Source organism: Defluviimonas sp. SAOS-178_SWC, from assembly GCF_039830135.1.
Taxonomy (GTDB): Bacteria; Pseudomonadota; Alphaproteobacteria; order Rhodobacterales; family Rhodobacteraceae; genus Albidovulum.
In genome coordinates, this window is sequence record NZ_CP156081.1 from 3,789,358 (window position 1) to 3,810,814 (window position 21,457).

Annotated in this window: 21 protein-coding genes and 1 tRNA gene; 13 read left to right on the forward strand and 9 right to left on the reverse strand. The window is 66.0% G+C overall.

What is annotated here, in order from left to right; genetic code table 11:
• Window positions 1–6 precede the first annotated feature (6 nt).
• Genes V5734_RS19515 through V5734_RS19530 form a run of 4 tightly spaced genes read right to left on the reverse strand, consistent with a single transcriptional unit; the run spans window position 7 to window position 2,714 of the window.
• Window positions 7–1,038, reverse strand: a complete 1,032-nt coding sequence (locus V5734_RS19515) for a MaoC family dehydratase (RefSeq protein WP_347311268.1) — start codon at window positions 1,036–1,038, stop codon at window positions 7–9.
• Window positions 1,038–1,241, reverse strand: coding sequence for a DUF1737 domain-containing protein (locus V5734_RS19520; protein ID WP_347311269.1), 204 nt, complete (start codon window positions 1,239–1,241; stop codon window positions 1,038–1,040). Before V5734_RS19520 ends, V5734_RS19515 begins: the two co-directional genes overlap by 1 nt.
• Window positions 1,238–1,795 (reverse strand): NnrU family protein, encoded by a 558-nt coding sequence (locus tag V5734_RS19525; protein ID WP_347311270.1) that lies wholly within the window; start codon window positions 1,793–1,795, stop codon window positions 1,238–1,240. Before V5734_RS19525 ends, V5734_RS19520 begins: the two co-directional genes overlap by 4 nt.
• A 40-nt stretch (window positions 1,796–1,835) precedes the next feature.
• Window positions 1,836–2,714, reverse strand: a complete 879-nt coding sequence (locus tag V5734_RS19530; protein ID WP_347311271.1) for an HpcH/HpaI aldolase/citrate lyase family protein — start codon at window positions 2,712–2,714, stop codon at window positions 1,836–1,838.
• Between the two features lie 220 nt (window positions 2,715–2,934).
• On the opposite strand from V5734_RS19530, the gene V5734_RS19535 reads away from it, so the two are divergent.
• The gene (locus tag V5734_RS19535) at window positions 2,935–3,090 is read left to right on the forward strand and encodes a hypothetical protein (RefSeq protein ID WP_347311272.1); all 156 of its coding nucleotides are present in this window, start codon (window positions 2,935–2,937) and stop codon (window positions 3,088–3,090) included.
• A 42-nt stretch (window positions 3,091–3,132) separates the two neighbouring features.
• On the opposite strand, the gene V5734_RS19540 is transcribed toward V5734_RS19535, so the two are convergent.
• Window positions 3,133–3,879, reverse strand: coding sequence for a sulfite exporter TauE/SafE family protein (locus tag V5734_RS19540; protein ID WP_347313675.1), 747 nt, complete (start codon window positions 3,877–3,879; stop codon window positions 3,133–3,135).
• Between the two features lie 310 nt (window positions 3,880–4,189).
• Here V5734_RS19540 and mdh point away from each other — a divergent pair, with 310 nt between their 5' ends.
• The 10 genes from mdh to lpdA all read left to right on the forward strand — a co-directional run bounded on the left by mdh (window position 4,190) and on the right by lpdA (window position 16,543).
• Window positions 4,190–5,152 carry a malate dehydrogenase gene (gene mdh, locus V5734_RS19545; protein WP_347311273.1) on the forward strand — a complete coding sequence of 321 codons (963 nt, stop codon included), beginning with the start codon at window positions 4,190–4,192 and terminating at the stop codon, window positions 5,150–5,152.
• A gap of 246 nt (window positions 5,153–5,398) precedes the next feature.
• Complete coding sequence (gene sucC / locus V5734_RS19550; RefSeq protein WP_347311274.1) at window positions 5,399–6,592, forward strand: ADP-forming succinate--CoA ligase subunit beta; 1,194 nt, start codon at window positions 5,399–5,401, stop codon at window positions 6,590–6,592.
• Entirely contained in the window at window positions 6,592–7,098 is a 507-nt protein-coding gene (locus tag V5734_RS19555; RefSeq protein WP_347311275.1) for a hypothetical protein, read from the forward strand. Before sucC ends, V5734_RS19555 begins: the two co-directional genes overlap by 1 nt.
• Window positions 7,099–7,107: 9 nt before the next feature.
• A complete protein-coding gene (gene sucD, locus V5734_RS19560) occupies window positions 7,108–7,989 on the forward strand; it encodes a succinate--CoA ligase subunit alpha (protein WP_347311276.1) in 882 nt (293 codons plus the stop codon).
• 49 nt (window positions 7,990–8,038) lie between these two features.
• A complete protein-coding gene (locus V5734_RS19565) occupies window positions 8,039–8,755 on the forward strand; it encodes a sulfotransferase family 2 domain-containing protein (RefSeq protein WP_347311277.1) in 717 nt (238 codons plus the stop codon).
• A gap of 89 nt (window positions 8,756–8,844) precedes the next feature.
• A complete protein-coding gene (locus V5734_RS19570; protein ID WP_347311278.1) occupies window positions 8,845–11,811 on the forward strand; it encodes a 2-oxoglutarate dehydrogenase E1 component in 2,967 nt (988 codons plus the stop codon).
• On the forward strand, window positions 11,811–13,349 hold the full coding sequence (odhB, locus tag V5734_RS19575) for a 2-oxoglutarate dehydrogenase complex dihydrolipoyllysine-residue succinyltransferase (RefSeq protein ID WP_347311279.1): 1,539 nt from the start codon (window positions 11,811–11,813) through the stop codon (window positions 13,347–13,349). The genes V5734_RS19570 and odhB overlap by 1 nt, the downstream gene beginning before the upstream one ends.
• A gap of 269 nt (window positions 13,350–13,618) precedes the next feature.
• Window positions 13,619–14,422: a sulfotransferase family 2 domain-containing protein gene (locus tag V5734_RS19580; protein ID WP_347311280.1), complete on the forward strand. Its 804-nt coding sequence runs from the start codon at window positions 13,619–13,621 to the stop codon at window positions 14,420–14,422.
• Window positions 14,423–14,580: 158 nt separating this feature from the next.
• A complete protein-coding gene (locus tag V5734_RS19585; protein WP_347311281.1) occupies window positions 14,581–14,976 on the forward strand; it encodes an MAPEG family protein in 396 nt (131 codons plus the stop codon).
• Window positions 14,977–15,154: 178 nt separating this feature from the next.
• Window positions 15,155–16,543, forward strand: coding sequence for a dihydrolipoyl dehydrogenase (gene lpdA, locus V5734_RS19590; protein ID WP_347311282.1), 1,389 nt, complete (start codon window positions 15,155–15,157; stop codon window positions 16,541–16,543).
• A 14-nt stretch (window positions 16,544–16,557) separates the two neighbouring features.
• Here lpdA and V5734_RS19595 read toward each other — a convergent pair whose 3' ends face one another.
• Both V5734_RS19595 and V5734_RS19600 read right to left on the reverse strand, forming a co-directional pair.
• Entirely contained in the window at window positions 16,558–17,208 is a 651-nt protein-coding gene (locus V5734_RS19595; protein ID WP_347311283.1) for a GntR family transcriptional regulator, read from the reverse strand.
• Window positions 17,209–17,240: 32 nt separating this feature from the next.
• The gene (locus tag V5734_RS19600) at window positions 17,241–17,960 is read right to left on the reverse strand and encodes a M48 family metallopeptidase (protein WP_347311284.1); all 720 of its coding nucleotides are present in this window, start codon (window positions 17,958–17,960) and stop codon (window positions 17,241–17,243) included.
• Window positions 17,961–18,119: 159 nt separating this feature from the next.
• Here V5734_RS19600 and V5734_RS19605 point away from each other — a divergent pair, with 159 nt between their 5' ends.
• Together V5734_RS19605 and V5734_RS19610 are read left to right on the forward strand one after the other, a co-directional pair.
• Window positions 18,120–18,446 (forward strand): FYDLN acid domain-containing protein, encoded by a 327-nt coding sequence (locus V5734_RS19605; protein ID WP_347311285.1) that lies wholly within the window; start codon window positions 18,120–18,122, stop codon window positions 18,444–18,446.
• 182 nt (window positions 18,447–18,628) lie between these two features.
• Window positions 18,629–18,704: transfer RNA gene (locus tag V5734_RS19610), tRNA-Ala, on the forward strand.
• Between the two features lie 361 nt (window positions 18,705–19,065).
• Here V5734_RS19610 and V5734_RS19615 read toward each other — a convergent pair.
• Together V5734_RS19615 and V5734_RS19620 are read right to left on the reverse strand one after the other, a co-directional pair.
• Window positions 19,066–19,779, reverse strand: coding sequence for a DUF3726 domain-containing protein (locus tag V5734_RS19615; RefSeq protein WP_347311286.1), 714 nt, complete (start codon window positions 19,777–19,779; stop codon window positions 19,066–19,068).
• The gene (locus V5734_RS19620; RefSeq protein ID WP_347311287.1) at window positions 19,779–21,452 is read right to left on the reverse strand and encodes a hypothetical protein; all 1,674 of its coding nucleotides are present in this window, start codon (window positions 21,450–21,452) and stop codon (window positions 19,779–19,781) included. Before V5734_RS19620 ends, V5734_RS19615 begins: the two co-directional genes overlap by 1 nt.
• Window positions 21,453–21,457: the final 5 nt, after the last annotated feature.

Below are 21,457 nucleotides of genomic sequence, written 5' to 3' on the forward strand. Positions count from 1 at the left end.
ACCCCGTCACAAAGGCATCAGCGCCCAGTAGTCGAGGTCGAGCAGCACTTCGGGCAGGTATTTCCCATCCTGCCCTTTCAGCGCGAATTCGGGCGCGCCGTGCTTTACCGCCACCAGCCGCAACCGGATCGCGCCGACACCCGGCGCGGCCGTCCCGGCCTTGTCGAGCACCTCGGACCAGGCGCGCACCGTATCGCCCGAGAAGCAGGGATTCGCATGGGCGCCCGCGTTCAGCGCGACGATCATCTGCGCGTTCGCGAGCCCGTTGAACGACAGCGCGCGGGCGAGGCTGATGACGTGCCCGCCATAGATCAGCCGCCGCCCGTCCTCGCGGTTGGTCGCGTCGAAATGGACCTTGGCGGTGTTCTGCCAGAGGCGCGTGGCGAGCATGTGCTCGGCCTCCTCGATCGTCACGCCATCGACGTGGTCGATCCTCTCGCCGACCGCGTAGTCGCCCCAGCGGTGTGGCTCACCTGCCAGCGTGAAGTCGTAGCGGCTGAAATCCAGCCCCACCGGAAGGACGAGGGCGCCCGCCGGGACCGCCTTCTGAAGCTCGGGCACGACCGTCTCTGGCGCCGGCGCCGCAAGGTCGCGCTTTCGCACCATGACCCAGCGGACATATTCCAGCACCACCTCGTCGTCCTGGTTCAGTCCGCGCGTGCGTACATAGACCACGCCCGACTTGCCGTTCGAATTCTCCTTGAGCCCGATGACCTGACTTTCGGACCGCAGCGTATCCCCGGCCCAGACCGGCTTCAGCCAGCGCCCTTCGGCATAGCCGAGATTCGCGATGGCGTTCAGCGAGATATCGGGCACGGTCTTGCCGAAGACCGTGTGGAATGCGATCAGGTCATCCATCGGCGCGGCCTTGAGCCCGCAGGCCCGCGCGAATGCGTCCGAGGAATACAGGGCATGCCGCGCCGGGTAGAGCGCGTGGTAAAGCGCCCGCTCCCCCCCGGAAACGGTTCTCGGGACCGCATGCGCGATCACCTCGCCGAGCCTATAATCCTCGAAAAAGCGGCCCGGATTGGTCTTCATCACAATTCTCCCAGATTCGCGTCCGGGGAATAGGTGCCCGGTACGTCCTTCGCGACCGCCTGGCCGCAACGCATGACGCCTTTGCCGGCGTCGAACGCGTAGACCGGGCCGCCATGCAGTTCCCATCCCTGGTTCAGCGCGGCCGTCACCCTGTGACAGAAGGCCGACGTGTCGTCATCGCTGAGGAAGCGGTAGAGTTTCATCCGTAGGTTCCCAGGAACGGGTTGTGGCCCAGCCAGATATGGACGCCCGCAATCAGCCCGTAGACGACAAGCGCGATCGCCCCGCCGATGGCATCGCTGCGCAAACCACCCGGCGCGGGCCGCTTCCAGTCCTCCTGCGCATTGATGAGAAGGATCGAGACTACGGCCCAGGCACCGATCCCGCCAAAAAGCACGATGGAGGCCAGATCGCCGTTGACCAGCAGATGCGCGAACGCCCAGAGGAGGACGCCGAGGAGCATCGGATGACGCAGCCGCGTCTTCACGAGGCCCTTCGAATGCGGCACACCGAGCAGAAAGATCGCGATCAGCATCAAGAGGTCGGTGAGATGCCCCATACCCGGCAGCGGCGTGTAGACCGGCACGATCTCGGCGCGCCGGTAACCGATCACCATCAGGATGATCGCGGCCAGTGAGAGGACCGTGACGACCATCTTTCCCGGCAGGTCGCCCAGCTTCGCCCGAAGTCCCGGCAATACTCTCTTGAACAAATGTGACGCGACCCAGAGGATCAGCCCAAGGACCAACACCTGCATTTCGAACCTCCCGAACCGTTGAAGACGCGCCAGACTTTCCTTATTTCGCGCGCTCCGCAATAGCCTCCGCGCGGGAAAGGATCTGCCGCGCGGTGACGACATGGAGGTTCTCGACGATCTTTCCGTCGACGACGGCGACGCCCTGCCCGGCCTGCTCGGCCTCCTCGAAGGCGGCGATCTGGCGGCGGGAGAGGTCGATTTCGGCTTCCGACGGCGCAAAGGCCTCGTTCGCGATTTGAAGCTGGGCGGGGTGGATCAGGGTCTTGCCGTCAAAGCCCATGTCGCGGCCCTGCGCGCATTCGGAGCGGAGCCCGTCCTCGTCCCTGAAGGCGTTGTAGACACCGTCGACGATGGTCCGGCCGAACGCCTTGGCCGCCAGCAGGCAAAGGCCAAGCCCGGCCTGCATCGGCAAGCGATCGGGCCGGAACCGGCTGCCGAGTTCCTTGGCAAGGTCGTTGGTCCCCATGACCATGCCGCCCAGCCGGGGATGCGCCGCAATCGCGGCGGCGTTCAGCATCCCCGCCGCCGTCTCCATCATCGCCCAGAGCGGAACGCCGGGGATCAGGGCCGCCACCGAATCGAGATCGGCCGGAGAGGACACCTTGGGGATCAGGATCGCATCGACGTTCGCCCCGGCGCCGATCGCCGCGGCAATGGCCAGCACGTCCTCCCGCCCCCATGCGGTGTCGAGCCCGTTGACCCGCACGATCCGGGCGCGGTCGCCGAAATCGGCCTCGGCGAGCACCCTGGCCAGAAGGGCGCGGGCGGCCACCTTCTCCTCCGCCGCCACGGCATCCTCTAGGTCGAAGATGATCGCGTCGCAGTCGAGGCCTTGCGCCTTTTCCAACGCCCGCTCCTTCGAGGCGGGGATATAGAGCACCGAACGATACGGGCGCGGACGGTCGTCAATAGCGGGCATGGGCATCCCCTCGCAATATTGTTGCGCCAAGAACCACATTCCCGGCACATTCGGCAAGCCCGAAATTGCCGCATTGCAGAAAAATCGAGAGCCAAACCCTATTTCTCTGGCCGGAAAGCACCCGCCAACGGCGCGCAAGATGGCCCGCACTCCTGCTTAACAGGTTTTTGCCGTTCCCGGCGCAGCGTTGCGCCATCGCGAGCTTTGAAGGGGTCAGACCATGAAACATAAGCTTTTCGCCTTGTCGCTCGGCTTCGGCGGCGTCATCTTCGCCACGCACCACGCGTTTGCCGAGACGCAGGCGCGATGCGCGACGGGTGAGACGGTGGTCGATCAGTTTGCGGACCAGCGTCCGGCTGGAGGCAACGGTGCTTGAAAGAAGTCGCCGGAATCTCGCAGGGCGGTTCTTTCCGGGGCGCTACCCCCCTGCTGCCGCATCCCATAGGTGCTTGGCCGACACCAGAAGCAGGGCCCAGGTCACCAGCCGGAAGAACAGGGCCTCCGGCAGCACCCTGACCAGCCGCACGCCGGCCAGCACCGCCAGAATCGCCGGAACACCGAGGATCGCGGCAATCTCCAGGTTCGACAGCGACAACTGCCCGAGCGCCCAATAGGGGATGAGTTTCACCGCGTTGACGAAAGCGAACAGGACCGTCGTCGTCCCGGCGAAGGCCGCCTTTTCCAGTCTCAAAGGCAGCACGTAGACCTGATAGGGCGGCGCACCCGCGTGGCTGACGAAGCTCGTATAGCCGGTGAGCGCCCCCCAGAAGAGCCCCGGCACCACGCGGGCCGGCTTTCCCGCGCCTTCCGGCCTCAGGCCCAAAAGAAGCGTCAACGCGAAGATCAGGCCGATGACGCCGACGATCCCGGTCACCAACCGTTCCGGCACCGCGGCGGCCGTCACCCAGCCAAGGCCGATGCCGATCACCGCCGCCGGAGCGAGGATCGCGAGCACACGTTTGTCGTAGGACCGCCGGTAGGCATAAAGCCCGACCATATCCGAGGCGACATAGACCGGCAGAAGCAACCCCGCCGCCGCGACCGGCGAGATGGCCAGGGCCAGAACCGGCACGCCGAGCATGCCGATGACCGGCAACCCGCCCTTCGACATGCCCACGAAGATCGCGGCGATGACGGCAACGCCCCAGAATTCCGGCCCGGCCATCATGAACACTGCCTTCTTTCTCCGCCGGGGACGGTCCAACGGGAACCTTCATCGGGCGGCCTTGGACAAATGCCCCCAGGCTGAAACGAATCTCGCCCGGCGTGTTTGCCACCTGCCATCCCGTCCCAAGCCAAACCCGATTTCACGTCTGCGGACCCGTTCCGGACCGCTCCGCCAAGCTCTAGCCCCGGCGCTCCGGCCGGGAAAGCACTTCCGTTGCCGCACCGCAGCAGGCTTGCACGCCAGCCTTCAAGCGATTACCCAATGGCCCGGAACTGACATCCCATCCACCTGGACCCGGAGACCTATCATGGCCAGACCCAAGATTGCCCTCATCGGCGCGGGGCAGATCGGCGGCACGCTCGCCCATCTCGCCGCGATCAAGGAACTCGGCGACGTCATCCTCTTCGACATCGCCGAAGGCACGCCGCAGGGCAAGGCGCTCGACATCGCGCAGTCCGGCCCCGTCGAAGGCTTCGACGCCGCGCTGAAAGGCGCCAACGATTACGCGGACATCGCAGGCGCGGACGTCTGCATCGTCACCGCCGGTGTGCCGCGCAAGCCCGGCATGAGCCGCGACGACCTCCTCGGCATCAACCTCAAGGTCATGAAGTCGGTCGGCGAGGGCATTGCCGCCAATGCGCCCGAGGCGTTTGTGATCTGCATCACCAACCCGCTCGACGCGATGGTCTGGGCGCTGCGCGAATTCTCGGGGCTCCCGCACAACAAGGTCGTCGGCATGGCCGGCGTCCTCGATGCGGCGCGCTTCCGCCACTTCCTCAGCCTCGAGTTCAACGTCTCGATGAAGGACGTCACCGCCTTCGTGCTCGGCGGCCACGGCGACACGATGGTGCCGCTCGCCCGGTATTCCACCGTCGCCGGCATCCCGCTGCCGGACCTCGTCGAGATGGGCTGGACCACGCAAGAGAAGATGGACGCGATCATCCAGCGCACCCGCGACGGCGGCGCCGAGATCGTCGGGCTCCTCAAGACCGGCTCGGCCTTCTACGCGCCGGCGGCGTCCGCGATCGAGATGGCCGAGGCCTATCTCAAGGACCAGAAGCGCCTGCTGCCCTGCGCGGCCTACGTCGATGGCGCCTTCGGCCTGAACGGCATGTATGTCGGCGTGCCGACGATCCTCGGTGCCGGCGGTGTCGAGCGCGTCGTCGACATCAAGCTGAACAAGGACGAACAGGCGATGTTCGACAAGTCGGTCGACGCCGTGAAGGGCCTCGTCGCGGCCTGCAAGGGCATCGACCCCTCGCTCGCCTGACCTTTCTCCGGGGGCGCCGCACGGCGCCCCCGACTCACGCTCCGACGCCTTTCGCGGCGGCGCGAATCTCCCTTCCCCAACAAATTTCTCCCAAGCGCTTCCGGTTTGTGATCACACCATTTCTTGCTGTGATCACAAATTTGCGGTTTTCGGCCGATCCGGCCGATTTCCCGCATTTATCATTTCTCCGCCCGCGCCGCTTGTGCCATCACGTGCTCCAAACCGAACGGATACGGGGACATCGCGATGAACATCCACGAATACCAGGCCAAGGCATTGCTGCGCAGCTACGGCGCTCCGGTTTCCGACGGCCGCCCGGTCCTGCGGGCGGAAGAGGCCAAGACGGCGGCAGGCGAACTCGACGGCCCGCTCTGGGTCGTCAAGGCGCAGATCCATGCCGGCGGCCGCGGCAAGGGCCACTTCAAGGAAGCCGAGGCCGGTGAAAAGGGCGGCGTCCGCCTCGCCAAGTCGGTCGAGGAGGCCGCAGCGCTCGCCAAGCAGATGCTCGGCCGCACGCTCGTGACGCACCAGACCGGCCCCGCCGGCAAGCAAGTCAACCGCATCTATATCGAGGACGGCTCCGACATCGCGCGCGAGCTTTACCTCGCCGTTCTCGTCGATCGCGGGACCAGCCGCATCTCCTTCGTCTGCTCGACCGAGGGCGGCATGGATATCGAGGACGTCGCGGCAAAGACGCCCGAGAAGATCCTGTCCTTCTCCGTCGACCCGGCCTCTGGCCTGTCGGACTTCCACGGCCGCCGCGTCGCCTTCGCGCTCGGGCTGGAGGGCGCCCAGGTCAAGCAGTGCGTGGGCCTGATCAAGACGCTCTACAAGCTCTTCGTCGAGAAGGACATGGAGATGCTTGAGATCAACCCGCTGATCGTCGGCACCGACGGCAACCTCAAATGCCTCGACGCCAAGATGGGCTTCGACGGCAACGCGATCTACCGCCACCCCGACATCGCCGCCCTTCGCGACGAGACCGAGGAGGACCCGAAGGAACTCGCCGCGTCGAAGTTCGACCTCAACTACATCGCGCTCGACGGCGAGATCGGCTGCATGGTGAACGGCGCCGGTCTTGCGATGGCGACGATGGACATCATCAAGCTTTACGGCGCGGAGCCCGCCAACTTCCTCGACGTGGGCGGCGGCGCCACCAAGGAGAAGGTGACCGAGGCCTTCAAGATCATCACCTCCGACCCGAACGTGAAGGGCATCCTCGTCAACATCTTCGGCGGCATCATGCGCTGCGACGTCATCGCCGAGGGCGTGATCGCGGCGGTGAAGGAAGTGGGCCTTCAGGTGCCGCTGGTCGTCCGGCTTGAGGGGACCAACGTCGAGAAGGGCAAGGAGATCATCGAGAATTCCGGCCTGAACGTGATCGCGGGGGACAATCTTTCCGACGCCGCACAGAAAATCGTCAAAGCGGTGAAAGGGTAATGGGGTTCCAAGACCTCCCCGGACGTTTCGACGGTCTGTCGGAAGAGGGTGCTGCAAGAGCAGCGCACCAAGCTGCATATCGAGAAGCGATTGCCCTAATGGCGTTCAGTTCAGCAGAGTACTTTCCGAACGAAGAGATCATCACCGAAGCACAACGCCAATTCATCGACCACGTGTTCGCTTTTACGATCAACGCTCGGCGAGCTATTGAAATCAAAGTCGTCAAGGGGATTCAGATCAACGTCGGGCGCTGGCGCCTCACTGAACAACTCGACGACTTCAATCCAACTACTGACCTGTGGGAAGTAATTAACAAGATCGTACATGCCAGGCATCTGAAGATCTTTGTTAATCAACGGAAATCCCAAGTTATGCAGGTTGGGCATGAGTGGCGCTTAACATTTCTTGAAGTTCAATCTGACCGCGGCGAAAAGATCCACGTCGATCCATTCGGAATGGCGTTTTCTTATGTCGACGCAATGTCAGTGCACTTCCCGGCTCAATAGGGGATAGATATGTCCGTACTGGTCAACAAGAACACCAAAGTCATCTGCCAGGGCCTCACCGGCAGCCAAGGCACCTTCCACACCGAACAGGCGATCGCCTACGGCACCAAGATGGTCGGCGGCGTGACGCCGGGCAAAGGCGGCCAGACCCATATCGGGCTGCCGGTCTTCAATTCGGTGCATGAAGCCAAGCGCGCCACGGAAGCGAATGCGTCGGTGATCTACGTGCCCCCTCCCTTCGCGGCCGACTCGATCCTCGAGGCGATCGACGCCGAAATGGAGCTGATCGTCTGCATCACCGAGGGCATCCCGGTCCTCGACATGATGAAGGTGAAGCGCGCCATCGAAGGCTCCAAGAGCCGCCTCGTCGGCCCGAACTGCCCCGGTGTCATCACCCCCGGCGAATGCAAGATCGGCATCATGCCCGGCCATATCCACGCGAAGGGCTCCTGCGGCGTCGTCTCGCGCTCGGGCACGCTGACCTATGAGGCGGTGAAGCAGACGACCGACCTCGGCCTCGGCCAGTCCTCGGCCGTCGGCATCGGCGGCGACCCGATCAAGGGGACCGAGCATATCGACGTCCTGAACATGTTCCTCGACGATCCCGAGACCCAGTCGATCATCATGATCGGCGAGATCGGCGGCAGCGCCGAGGAAGAGGCGGCGGAGTTCCTCAGCCAGCAGAAGAAGAAGGGCCGATGGAAGCCGGTCGCCGGGTTCATCGCCGGCCGCACCGCGCCGAAGGGCCGCCGCATGGGCCATGCCGGCGCCATCGTGGCGGGCGGCAAGGGCGACGCGGAATCGAAGATCGAGGCGATGAAGAGCGCCGGGATCGTCGTCGCCGACAGCCCGGCCACGCTCGGCGAAGCGGTGTTGAAGGCGATCGGCTGATCGACGTTTCGCCCCGGACGGTCCGGGGCGAAACCCGGGGAGGGTAGGAATGCCGGTTTTTCGTGTCGGTGACAAACTTCACTACTACGCGCACGTCCCGAAATGCGGCGGGTCGTCGGTGGAAGCCTATCTGAAGACCCGCTTCGGCGCGCTCGGCTTCCTCGACACCCGCTTCCTCGACCTGCCCGAGGCGCGGCGGTGGACGAAATCCTCGCCGCAGCACCTGCCCTTCGCCGCCTTTTCCCGGCTGATCCCGGAAGACTGGATCGCGTCCTCCTTCGCGGTGGTGCGCCATCCGGTGAAGCGGCTCGTCTCGGCCTTCCAGTACCAGGTGGAGGTCGAGGGCACCGTCGCCGCGCTCTGGTCCATCGACGAATGGTTCGACGACTGGCTGAAACGGGCCGAGGCCGAACCGTTCCTTTACGACAACCACCTCTGCCCGCAATCAGCCATCGTGCCGGCGGGCGCGACCATCTTCCGTCTCGAGGACGGGCTCGACAAGATCGTGCCGCATCTCGACGCGCTTGCGGGCGACACCAACGGTCCGCGCAGCATCCCGGCCGAGAATGTCCGCAAGAAGGGCATGTCCCCCGATGCCGAGCGCCTGAAACCCTCGTCCGAGACGCTGGCCCGCGTCGCCGAGTTCTACGCCGAGGACTTCGCCCGCTTCGGCTACGGCGAAAGCACGCCGCCGAAATCCGCCCATCCGAAGCCGAAGGGCCTCGTTGGCCGATTGACCGGCGCCCTTTCGGGGAAGCGCACATGACGCCTCCCCTTCACCCGGCTGCACGAGACCCGCGCGGCCATATCCATGATGACAGGAGCGGCCGGGTCTGAGCCCCGCCGAGAGAGATCATGACCGAACAGAAACCCAACGACCAGTTCCACGCCTCCTCCTTCCTGCAAGGCGCGAATGCCGAATATGTCGAACAGCTCTACGCGCGGTTCGCCAATGACCCGGCGGCCGTGGATGCAAGCTGGGCCGCGTTCTTCCATTCGCTCGGCGACACCGAGACCGATGTCCGCCGCGAGGCGCAGGGCGCGTCCTGGGAGCGGGCCGACTGGCCGCCGGTTCCGGCCGACGACCTGACCGCCGCGCTGACCGGCGAATGGCCGATCGCGGCGAAGGAGATGAAGGGCGCCGGCGACAAGATCAAGGCGAAGGCCGCCGAGGCGGGCGTCGCCGTCACCGAAGACCAGATCAAGCGGGCGGTCCTCGATTCGATCCGCGCCCTGATGATCATCCGCGCCTACCGGATCCGCGGCCACCTCGTCGCCGATCTCGATCCGCTCGGCATGAGAAGCGAGAAGCCGCATCCCGAGCTCGACCCGCGCTCCTACGGCTTTTCCGAGGCCGACATGGACCGGCCGATCTTCATCGACAAGGTTCTCGGCCTCGATTTCGCGTCGATGCGGCAGATCCTCGACATCGTGAAGCGCACCTATTGCGGGACTTTCGCGCTCCAATACATGCACATCTCCGATCCCGAGCAGGCCGGCTGGCTGAAGGAACGGATCGAGGGCTACGGCAAGGAAATCGCCTTCACCCGCGAGGGCCGGAAGGCGATCCTGAACAAGCTCGTCGAGGCCGAGGGCTTCGAGAAGTTCCTGCACGTCAAGTATATGGGCACCAAGCGCTTCGGCCTCGATGGCGGCGAGGCGCTGATCCCGGCGATGGAACAGATCGTCAAGCGCGGCGGCAATCTCGGCGTGGAGGAGATCGTCGTCGGCATGCCGCATCGCGGCCGCCTCAGTGTGCTCGCCAACGTGATGGCCAAGCCCTACCGGGCGATCTTCAACGAATTCCAGGGCGGCAGCTTCAAGCCCGAGGATGTCGACGGTTCCGGCGACGTGAAGTACCACCTCGGCGCCTCGTCCGACCGGACCTTCGACGGCAACACCGTGCACCTGTCGCTGACCGCGAACCCCTCGCACCTCGAGGCGGTGAACCCGGTCGTTCTCGGCAAGGTCCGCGCCAAGCAGGCGCAGCTGAACGACAGCGACCGCACCAAGGTGCTGCCGATCCTCTTGCACGGCGACGCGGCCTTCGCGGGGCAAGGCGTGGTGGCCGAATGCTTCGGCCTCTCCGGCCTCGTCGGTCACCGTACCGGCGGCACGATGCATATCGTCGTCAACAACCAGATCGGCTTCACCACCGCGCCGCACTTCTCGCGCTCCTCGCCCTACCCGACCGACCTCGCGCTGATGGTCGAGGCGCCGATCTTCCACGTCAACGGCGACGACCCGGAGGCCGTCGTCCACGCCGCCAAGGTCGCGACCGAGTTCCGCCAGAAGTTCCACAAGGACGTGGTCATCGACATGTTCTGCTACCGCCGCTTCGGTCACAACGAAGGCGACGAGCCGATGTTCACCAATCCGCAGATGTACAAGGCCATCAAGACCCACAAGACCACGCTCCAGCTCTATACCGAGCGTCTGGTCAAGGACGGCCTGATCCCGGAAGGCGAGATCGAGGACATGAAGGCCGCCTTCCAGGCGCATCTGAACGAGGAATTCGAGACCGGCAAGAACTACAAGCCGAACAAGGCCGACTGGCTCGACGGCCGCTGGTCGCATATGAGCCGGGAAGACGGCGAATACTCGCCCGGCAAGACCGCGATCAGCAAGAAGACGATGACCGAGATCGGCACCGCGCTGACCCGCGCGCCGGACGGCTTCGACCTCCACAAGACCGTCGCCCGCCAGCTCGAGGCGAAGTCCCAGATGTTCAAGTCCGGTCACGGCTTCGACTGGGCCACGGCCGAAGCGATTGCCTTCGGAAGCCTCGTGACCGAGGGCTATCCGGTCCGCCTCGCCGGCCAGGACTGCACCCGCGGCACCTTCTCGCAGCGCCACTCGGCCTTCATCGACCAGACGACGGAAGAACGCTATTACCCGCTCAACCACGTCAAGGCCGGCCAGGCGCGCTACGAGGTCATCGACTCGATGCTCTCCGAATACGCGGTCCTCGGCTTCGAATACGGCTACTCGCTGGCCGAGCCGAACGCGCTCGTGATGTGGGAAGCCCAGTTCGGCGACTTCGCCAACGGCGCCCAGATCATGTTCGACCAGTTCATCTCGTCGGGCGAATCGAAGTGGCTCAGGATGTCCGGCCTCGTCTGCCTTCTGCCGCACGGGTTCGAGGGTCAGGGGCCCGAACACTCCTCCGGCCGGCTCGAGCGTTTCCTCCAGCAATGCGCGCAGGACAACTGGATCGTCGCCAACTGCTCGACCCCGGCGAACTACTTCCACATCCTGCGCCGCCAGGTGCACCGGCCGTTCCGCAAGCCCCTGATCCTGATGACGCCGAAATCGCTGCTGCGCCATCCGCTCTGCGTCTCTGACGCCGAGGATTTCACCACCGGGTCCGGCTTCCACCGTGTTCTCTGGGACGACGCGCAGAAGGGGCATTCCGAGACGAAGCTCGTCGCCGACAAGAAGATCAAGCGCGTTGTGATGTGCTCCGGCAAGGTCTATTTCGACCTTCTGGCCGAACGCGACAAGCGCGGCATCGACGACATCTACCTGCTCCGGCTCGAACAGTTCTACCCCTTCCCCGCCCAAGCGATGGTGAAGGAGCTTGAGCGCTTCAAGGGCGCCGAGATGATCTGGTGCCAGGAAGAGCCGAAGAACCAGGGCGCCTGGACTTTTGTCGAGCCCAACCTCGAATGGGTGCTCGGCCGGATCGGCGCCAAATCGGCGCGCCCCCGCTATGTCGGCCGCACCGCCTCCGCCTCGCCCGCGACCGGCCTCGCCTCGCGCCACAAGGCCGAGCAGGAGGCGCTGGTGAACGAAGCCCTTACCCTGGGAGAGAAAGCCTGATGACAACCGAGGTCCGCGTCCCCACGCTCGGCGAAAGCGTGACCGAGGCGACCGTCGCCACCTGGTTCAAGAAACCGGGCGAGATGGTCGCGGTCGACGAGATGCTGTGCGAACTGGAAACCGACAAGGTGACGGTGGAGGTGCCCGCGCCCGCCGCCGGCCGCCTTGCCGAGATCGTCGCGAAGGAAGGCGAAACGGTGGGCGTGAACGCGCTTCTCGCCCAGATCGCCGAGGCCGGCGATGCCGGCCCCGAAGAGATTACCCCCAAGAAAAGCGCCGCAGCCGCCGCGCCGAAAGCCGAAGAGGGCAAGATGTCTGGCAAGAACACCGATGTAATGGTTCCCACCCTCGGCGAAAGCGTGACCGAGGCGACCGTCTCCACCTGGTTCAAGAAGGTCGGCGATGCCGTCGCCGTCGACGAGATGCTGTGCGAGCTTGAGACCGACAAGGTTTCGGTGGAGGTTCCCTCGCCCGTCGCCGGTGTGCTGGCAGAGATCGTCGCCCCCGAAGGCACGACCGTCGATGCCAAGGCCCGGCTCGCGGTCGTGGGCGAAGGCGCCGCCGGCGCCGCCCCGGCCCCGGCCAAGGCGGAACCGGCCCCGGCCGCTACGCCCGCCGCCAGCGGCAAGGACGTCGAGGACGCGCCCTCGGCGAAGAAGGCGATGGCCGAGGCCGGCCTGACCGCCGCTCAGGTCACCGGCACCGGCAAGGATGGCCGCATCATGAAGGAAGACGTGGCCAAGGCCGCTGCCGGCGCCGTCCAGGCCGCGCCCGCTGTCGCCTCCGCCGCGCCCGCCCCGGCCGCCGCGCCGCGCGCCCCGGTCCCGGCCGAGGATGCCGCCCGAGAGGAGCGCGTGAAGATGACGCGCCTCCGCGCTACCATCGCCCGCCGCCTCAAGGACGCGCAGAACACCGCCGCGATGCTCACGACCTACAACGAGGTCGACATGTCGGGCATCATGGCGCTCCGGAACGAATACAAGGACCAGTTCGAGAAGAAGCACGGGGTGAAGCTCGGCTTCATGTCCTTCTTCGTGAAGGCCTGCTGCCACGCGCTGAAGGAGGTGCCCGAGGTCAATGCCGAGATCGACGGCGGCGACGTGGTCTACAAGAACTTCGTCCATATGGGCGTCGCTGTCGGCACGCCGACCGGCCTCGTCGTCCCGGTCGTCCGCGATGCCGACCAGATGGGCTTCGCCGCGATCGAGAAAAAGATCGCCGAGCTTGGCGTCCGCGCCCGCGACGGCAAGCTCTCCATGGCCGAGATGCAGGGCGGCAGCTTCACCATCTCGAACGGCGGCGTCTACGGCTCCCTGATGTCCTCGCCGATCCTGAACCCGCCGCAATCGGGCATCCTCGGCATGCACAAGATCCAGGACCGCCCGGTCGTGGTGAACGGCCAGATCGTGATCCGCCCGATGATGTACCTGGCGCTGAGCTACGACCACCGCATCGTCGACGGCAAGGGTGCTGTGACCTTCCTCGTCCGGGTGAAAGAGGCGCTGGAAGACCCGCGCAGGCTCCTGATGGATTTGTGATCCCCGAACAAGCAGCTCTGGGACGGGACGCGCCAAGCGCCCCTTCCCAGACCAGTTGGACAAATTTGCCGAGCCGAGACAGGCACAAAAGCAAAACCGGAATGGCAGACGCCCTTTCTTGCCGCCACCCTTGATGCCGGGCAGATAGCCCGGGCCGCGGCCAAGGGCGGGATCCGCGACCAAAGCCTCTCCCACGGAGTGTCACAATGCCTTCGCCTGTTCCCCGCCTCTTCGTCGAACCCGAGGTGCCACAGCCGAAGCGTCGGGCCTTGCAGGAACGCGTTGCGGAACGTCACCGGCACATTTTCAGCCGCCCTGAGCAGGTCGCCCGCTATCTGGCATCGATTCACCTGCCCGCAAGCCTGACCTGGTCTTTCCTCAACAACGGGAAGGCGGGAACCTCCTCGGCGCGGCGCTTTCTCTTCGAACTGGAGTTTGGCGCCCCTCTGACGGTTCACTGGAACGTGCGTCATGACATCAACCCCGATAGCGTCGTCCATTACCTTCAGGGGGAAACGGGTGTGCTGCGCGCAGCGGTAGCCCTATCGACACCTTTCGCCACTCTCGACGCAGCCTTGCGCCTGACGACGGTTCGCCATCCGCTGACGCGCGCGGTTTCAGCCTTCGAATACTTGTGCAAGTCCAACGATCTGGCGCATGACTGGTTTGCGGCAGACCGGCTGCGCATGAATGCGTTGCTGGGCTTCAACTGGGAGTCCGACGCGCGCAGCGCGCGCGGCTTCTCGATGTTTCTCGACTATATCATGTGGACGGGAGAGAGCCTCGGCAACCTCGCGATCAACCCGCATTGGCGCCCCCAGATCGACAACATCCTCCCGGATCTCTACCGCCCGGATATCGTCGGCCGCCTCGAAGACATGCGAGCCTTCTATCGCGCCACGGCCGTGCAGCTCGACCGGCCCTTGCCCGCAGACTTCGACCTCCCCCACTCCAACCGACAGGAATATCTCGCCCGCACGGACTGGCTCTCTCCCGAGGCTCGCAGGAAGATCGGGAAGATTTATGCGCGAGACCTTGACTGGCTCGGCTATGGCCCGGAGGAGGCTGGCTGACATGCCCTTTGCACTTGTTTATGACGTCAGCGGCAAGCGCAGGGCGGGACCTCCCCCCATCCCCTCCCTCGCATGGAGGGGGCACCGCCGCTATGGCCTTGACCTCCACGGCGCGGCGGCACAGCCTTGGCCACGAAAGGCGCAGAAGGAAAACCGACATGTCCAGCGAACTGAACATCCTCGCACTCTACGGGCTCTTCACCTGCCTCATCCTGATCCTCAAGATGACCGGCGCGATGGGGCAGCTCGGCATGGGCTATCTTCTCTCCTCGCGCGACGAACACCGGACGCTGACCGGCATCACCGGCCGCCTCGACAGGGCGCTCACGAACTCGATCACCGCGATGGCGCTCTTCGCCCCGGCGATCCTGATCCTCGCGCTCAAGGAGGGCTTCGGCGGCGCCACCCTCACCGCCGCGCAGGTCTTTGTCGTGGCGCGGGTGCTCTACGTGCCGGCCTACGGCCTCGGCCTCACCGGCATCCGCACACTTCTCTGGACCGCTGGTTTCGCCGCGACGGTCGTCCTCTATCTCATGGCGCTGATGGCCTCATGACCCCTTCTTCTGTTCCGAAATACTCTCGGGGCGCGCGGCCCACGGGGGCCGCGGCGGAGGGCAGACGGCCCCCCGGACCGCCCTCCGCATGTAGCTACGCCTGTAGTTACGGATGTATGACGGATGCGCTACGCCACCCCGACGCAAAACCGACGCCAGATTTCTGAAGGAGCATCCCATGGCTGAGTTCGACGTGATCATCATCGGCGCCGGTCCCGGCGGATATGTCTCGGCGATCCGCTGCGCCCAGCTCGGGCTCAAGACCGCCGTAGTCGAGGGCCGCGAGACGCTCGGCGGCACCTGCCTCAACGTCGGCTGCATCCCTTCGAAAGCGCTTCTTCATGCCAGCCACATGCTGCACGAGGCCGAGCACAACTTCGCAAAGATGGGCCTGAAGGGCAGCGCCCCGTCCGTCGACTGGACGCAGATGCTCGCCTACAAGGACGATGTCATCGGCCAGAACACCAAGGGCATCGAATTTCTCTTCAAGAAGAACAAGATAACCTGGCTGAAAGGCTGGGGCACGATCCCGGAACCCGGCAAGATCAAGGTCGGGGACGAGGTTCATTCGGCCAGGAACATCGTCATCGCCACCGGTTCCGAACCCTCGAGCCTGCCCGGCGTGACCGTGGACGAAAAAACCATCGTCACCTCGACCGGCGCGCTCGCGCTGCCGAAGGTGCCGAAGTCGATGGTGGTCATCGGCGCCGGCGTCATCGGACTCGAGATGGGGTCGGTCTATGCCCGGCTCGGGGCCGAGGTGACGGTCGTCGAATATCTCGACGCGATCACCCCCGGCATGGACGGCGACACCGCCAAGACCTTCCAGCGCATCCTCTCACGCCAGGGCCTCAAGTTCATCCTCGGCGCCGCCGTTCAGAGCGCCGAGGTCAAGCGCGGCAAGGCGACCGTCCGCTACAAACTGCGCAAGGACGACAGCGAGGGGAACCTCGACGCCGAGGTCGTCCTCGTCGCGACGGGGCGGAAACCCTATACCGAAGGTCTTGGGCTAGGGGCGCTCGGGGTCGAGATGGAGAGCCGTGGCCAGATCAAGACCGACGGCCATTTCGCCACGAATATCAAGGGGATCTACGCGATCGGCGACGCGATCACCGGCCCGATGCTCGCCCACAAGGCCGAAGACGAGGGCATGGCGCTGGCCGAGATCCTCGCCGGCAAGGCCGGTCATGTGAACTACGGCGTGATCCCCGGCGTGATCTACACGACGCCCGAGGTCGCCAGCGTCGGCAAGACCGAGGAGCAGCTGAAGGAGGAGGGCCGCGCCTACAAGGTCGGTAAGTTCGCCTTCATGGGCAACGGCCGGGCCAAGGCGGTGTTCCAGGGCGAGGGCTTCGTGAAGCTTCTGGCCGACAAGGAGACCGACCGCGTCCTCGGCGCCCATATCATCGGGCCCGCGGCGGGCGAACTGATCCACGAGATCTGCGTCGGCATGGAGTTCGGCGCCTCCGCGGAGGACATCGCGCTCACCTGCCACGCCCACCCGACCTTCTCCGAGGCCGTGCGGGAAGCGGCGCTCGCCTGCGGCGACGGGCCGATCCACTCCTGATCGCGCGGCGGTGGTCAGGCCGTCAGGTGCCGCAAACCTTGCGTGACGTCGGTGCGGACCGCCAGCCGCAGCGCCGGTTCATCGCCCGCCTTCAGCGCGGCGATGATCATGCGGTGATGCTGCGGCGGTTCTGACCGCGCAATCCGGGAATAGAGCGCGCGCATCGTCGGCCCGAGCTGCAACCACACCGTCTCGGCCATCGCCAGCATCGCCGGTGCCTGGGCGCGCAGATAGAGCGTGCGGTGAAACTCCAGGTTGGTGCGGATATAGGCCACCGCGTCGCGCTTCACCGCCGCCTCGGCATTGGCCATGTTGATCGTCTGGAGACGTTCGATGAGCGCCAGATGCGCCCGCGGCAGCGCCCGGCTGGCAAGCTCCGTCTCGATCAGCGCCCGGAGCGTCGCCAGCTCCTCGATTCGCTCATGCGACAGATCCGGCGTCGCGACCCGCCCCGAGGCCGACAGCGTCAGCGCCCCTTCCGCGGCGAGCCGCCTCAGCGCCTCGCGCGCCGGCGTCATCGACACGCCATAGCTTTTCGCCAACCCCCGCAGCGTCAGCGCCTGGCCGGGCGCCAGTTCGCCATGCATGATCTGCTGGCGCAGCGACCGGTACAGCCGGTCGTGGGCGGATGCGCCGGTATCGGAAGGTCGCGTCTGGGTCAGCATGTCGGGATGTGATCACAAGACCCAGGCCGCCGTCAATCACCCGTTGCGCCGCTCCCCGGGGCAGCGGCGAAGTCCAGCCGGTGCAATGCGCCGCCATTCTCGCGCAGCCACCGCCGGTGCGGCTGATAGCCCGGCATCAGCCGCGCCACGATGGCCCAGAAATCCGGCGAATGGTTCATCTCGGCAAGATGCGCGACCTCGTGCGCGGCCACGTAGTCGAGAACCTCGGGCGGCGCCATGATCAGCCGCCAGGAGAACATCAGCCCGCCATCGGCCGTGCAAGACCCCCAGCGCGACCGGGTATCGCGCAATGTGATCCGCGAATAGCCACGGCCGAGCGTCGCGGCATGGCTCTCGCAGGAGGCCTGCAACCGCTGCCGGGCGGCGAGCTTGAGGAAGGCCGCGACCCGCGCGCCCAGCCGTTCGGGATCGGGCGGCACGAGAAGCGCCTGCGCCTCGATCCTGACCGCGCGCACATTCGCCGGGGTGACGGTCAGATCCCGCCCTTCGAACGGAACCGGCGCTCCAAAAACGACGCCCTGCCGCACGGCCGTGCCGCTCAGGACGGCGCGCAGCCATCCGGCCTTGGCTTCGGCGAAGCTCAGCGCCTCGGCCTCCCGCGCGCGCGCGGGCATCGACAGGGTCACCCGCCCGTCCAGCCGCGAGACGCGCAGCGAGAACCGTCGCGCCCGGGCCGAACGGCGCAAGGTGATTTCGACGGGCGGTTCGCCCGACAGCATGTGGCGGGTCATACCCCCTCCTTCCGACGGCGCCAGAATACTCGGCCTGCCGGGCGCGAAAAGCCCGAAACGCACCCCCGCGCGAATTGCAGCCGAAAGCCTTTGACAGCCCCGCCCTCTTGTGGCAGTTGGCTGCGACTCTCGAATAGACGTGCACGGAAGGAGTGTTCCATGCCCAAGGACGAATGGGGCGTCAAGCGCCTCTGCCCGCACTGCGCCAGCCGGTTCTACGATCTGCAGCGCGACCCGATGACCTGCCCCGAATGCGGTCATACCTTCACGGCCGAAAGCCTCGTCGCCGGGCGCGGCCGGGCGATGATCTCCGAAAAGACCCCGTCGAAGGATCTCGTCGTGGATGCCGACGACCTGACGGATGACGATGATCTCGACAACGATGCGGGCGACGACGATCTCGACGACGATCTTCTCGAGGACGACGACGATGACGTCTCGCTCGACGATATCGCCGATGTCGCGACGAACGAGGACGAAGGCTGACCGGCCGTAAAGGCAGTTTCACGCGGGTTCGGAAACGGGTGCGGCCACGGCCGCGCCCGTTTCGTTTTCCGCTACCGGCCCACCCGGCCCCGAACTTTCGGCGCGCGCCACTTTTCGCTTGCGCCCCCCGTCCCGCTTGCCTATATCGCCGGGCACACGGGCTGCGCGCCCGGACCTCCGGTGGGGCCATAGCTCAGTTGGGAGAGCGCTTGAATGGCATTCAAGAGGTCAGGGGTTCGACCCCCCTTGGCTCCACCAAACAAATCAAAGACTTAGAAGAAAAACAGGCCCGCAAGCACGGGTCTTTTCTTTGCTGAGTAACGCTTGGGGTAACCGAAAAAGGGCCGGAACCCACGATTCCGACCCTCTGCGCCTCCCATCATTGTAGTGCTAGGCGGATGCCTTACACCGCCCCATGAGTTCAATCTCGTTGATCAGTTCGCCCGCCAGTTCCTCGGCAGTCTCCCCGACGTCTACAACGCCTTTGCCGTCCTGAAACTGACCCGACGTGTCGTTAGGCTCCGAGAGGACACCCGTCTGCGGGTTGCAGGAAGTGCACCACCTCGGCGAGGCAAGACGACAGCCTGTCCTCTGCGAGGCGGGCTGCCGCGTTCCACCGCTAGTCGTTGTCGCTTGCGGCCGCGCCGGCGCCCTTGCGCGACGTTTCCGAGGCGGGCACGGTCGTTCTCATGGCAAGGACGTTCAGGCCGGACGCGGCGGCGCCGGAAAGCGGAGAGAGCGGGCCGGCCGGCAGGACGGGTGGCACCGCCAAGGTGCCGGCGATCTTCAGAGGCGCTGACGGTTCAGCCAGAAGCCGAACGGCAGCATCCATGGGCCAGATCCCGGCGGCCGTTACGGCGAGACTGCCCTTCGGCCAGTTCAGCGAGATCGCGCCGCCGTCGCGCTCCGCGATGAGCGCGAGAAAGGGCACGACAAGGATCGGCCGGTTCACCGGCCCGGTTTCAGGGCCGCCCCTCGCCATCGGTCCTTTGTGCAAGCCTGCATGATCGCTGAGCGCGGCGCCAAGCGCGATCGGGCAGAGCCCGTCCGCCCCCGGCGCGCGCCAGATGCCGTCTTCAATCACGGGGCTCCGCCCCTTGTCGTCCTGCCGTGCGGCGTCGAAAAGCGCCAGAAGCGCCCCAGCGCCGTCAAGCCCCTGCGCGGCGAGCCAGCCAGCGGCAAAGCCCGCCTCCTCCGCCAGCCCCCAGTTCATCCCGGCGCCACGCGCGGCTTTCATCGAAAGCGCCTCGATCTCATTGCGCGAGTACCGGATAGAGGCGGCCGAACTGGGCGGCGGCCCGGATCGGGTGGGATCGTGGGGATCCGTCTTCATCATCCATCCTCCCCGGCAAGGTCCGACGGATAGGGCTCCCCCTGAAACAGACTGATGCGCACCCACTTGTCGGACCGGGGATCGAAGCGGCTGGCCCCAAAAAAGGCGAGCTTGCAGCGCATGAGGTCGATCGGCAGCATGTCGGCGGCGATCAGGTTGTCCTGCACCTCGGCGAAGGGGTGACGTTGCGCGATCTGCGCGCGGCGGACCATGTAGCGGTGCTCCGGATGCGCAAGGAGGAACCGGGCGAGCGGCGCCTCGGCGTCCCAACCGGTCAGAGCCTCGGCCAGTTCGCAGGCGAGCCGCGCGATACAGAGCGGCTGCTCAAGCTCCGCCCCCGGCTCTTCGTGTCGCTCGCCGATCCTTGGTTCCAGCTTCTCTTCCGAGACATACCAGAACCGCGCCGTATTGTCCCTTTGCGTGAAATCGATCTTCAGCGCCCAGCCGTATCGGTCGCGCAGGATGTCGCGCAAGGTGCCGGCCGTCATCGCCCCGTCGATCCGGAATGCGGCCGCTTCGTCCGCGCTCATCGTCGCGGCGAGATCGTCGACCAGCGCCCCGTGCGGTTCCAGCATCAGCGCAAGCAGCGCCTCCTGACCTTCCAGCGACAGCGCGCCCTTCCCCCAGCGCCAGAGCGCATCCCAGGGATGCGGGTTCGCGCCGGGCCAGCCGGGCAGATAGCCGCCGATCCGGTCGAGATCGCGCCAGAGGTCGGCGAGCTTCGCAACTTGCAAGGGATGCTCCGAACGCCAGGCCGCAACGTTGTCCCGAGCGGCGGCGAGCGCGGACCGAAACCCGGCGACAGCGGCGTCCGATACCGCGTTTTGCGCCCGGACCCGCGCCAGCGCCTCCTCGCGGGCGGCCATCCAGTTGTTGAGAAGGACCGGATGGCGGACGAGAAACGGCGCCATGCCGAGACCGGTCGAATTGCCGACTCCAAGGCCGCGCTTGAGCGCGGGATCGAGGCGGACGGCTTTCGCGCCCCCCCGCGCCGCCGCGAGATGCTCGACGATATCGACGGTGAAGGCGCGGGTGAGCCAGACCGACAGCATCTCGGCCTGAAAAGGCGCCGACAGTTCAGGGCGGCCAGCAATCGCGGTGCGGTCGGCGGCGCCGAACTTCCCCGCGCCGTAGACCGCCGTCGTGCGCATCAGATAGCCGACGGCGGCAAGCTCCGCCGCGTCGGGCTGCTGCCCGGCGGCAAGACGGCCGACCACATGCGCGAAAAGCCGGACCGAGCGGTTCGCCCGGCTGAGGCTCAGCTCGCTCGGGCCGATGCGGCCGGCCTCCTGCAAGGGCACATTTGCTTCCAGCCGGTCGAGGTCGGCCGGGCTCGGGCCACCGTCAAAAAGCGCGAAGGTGGCGTCCCAGGCGGTGGCGATCACCCGGTCGGAGCGCATCTCGTCCGGCAGGTCATGGGCGAAGGCGACGAGGCTGTAGGTCCGCTCCGGCCCCTTGGCACGATAGACGGCGCGACCGACGCCCTTCTCGTCGATGTCCCAGACCGGCCGGTCGAAGCGCCAGCCTTCGGCCCGCATCCGCCGAAGAAGGATTCGCAGGAACGACAGACGCATCGGATGGGCGCTGCCCATCCGGGCGAGGCGCATGACCTCCGACGGCGACCGGCGGAAGGCGGCAAGGTCGGCGGAGCGTGTGATTTCGGCCCTGTCCATCACGC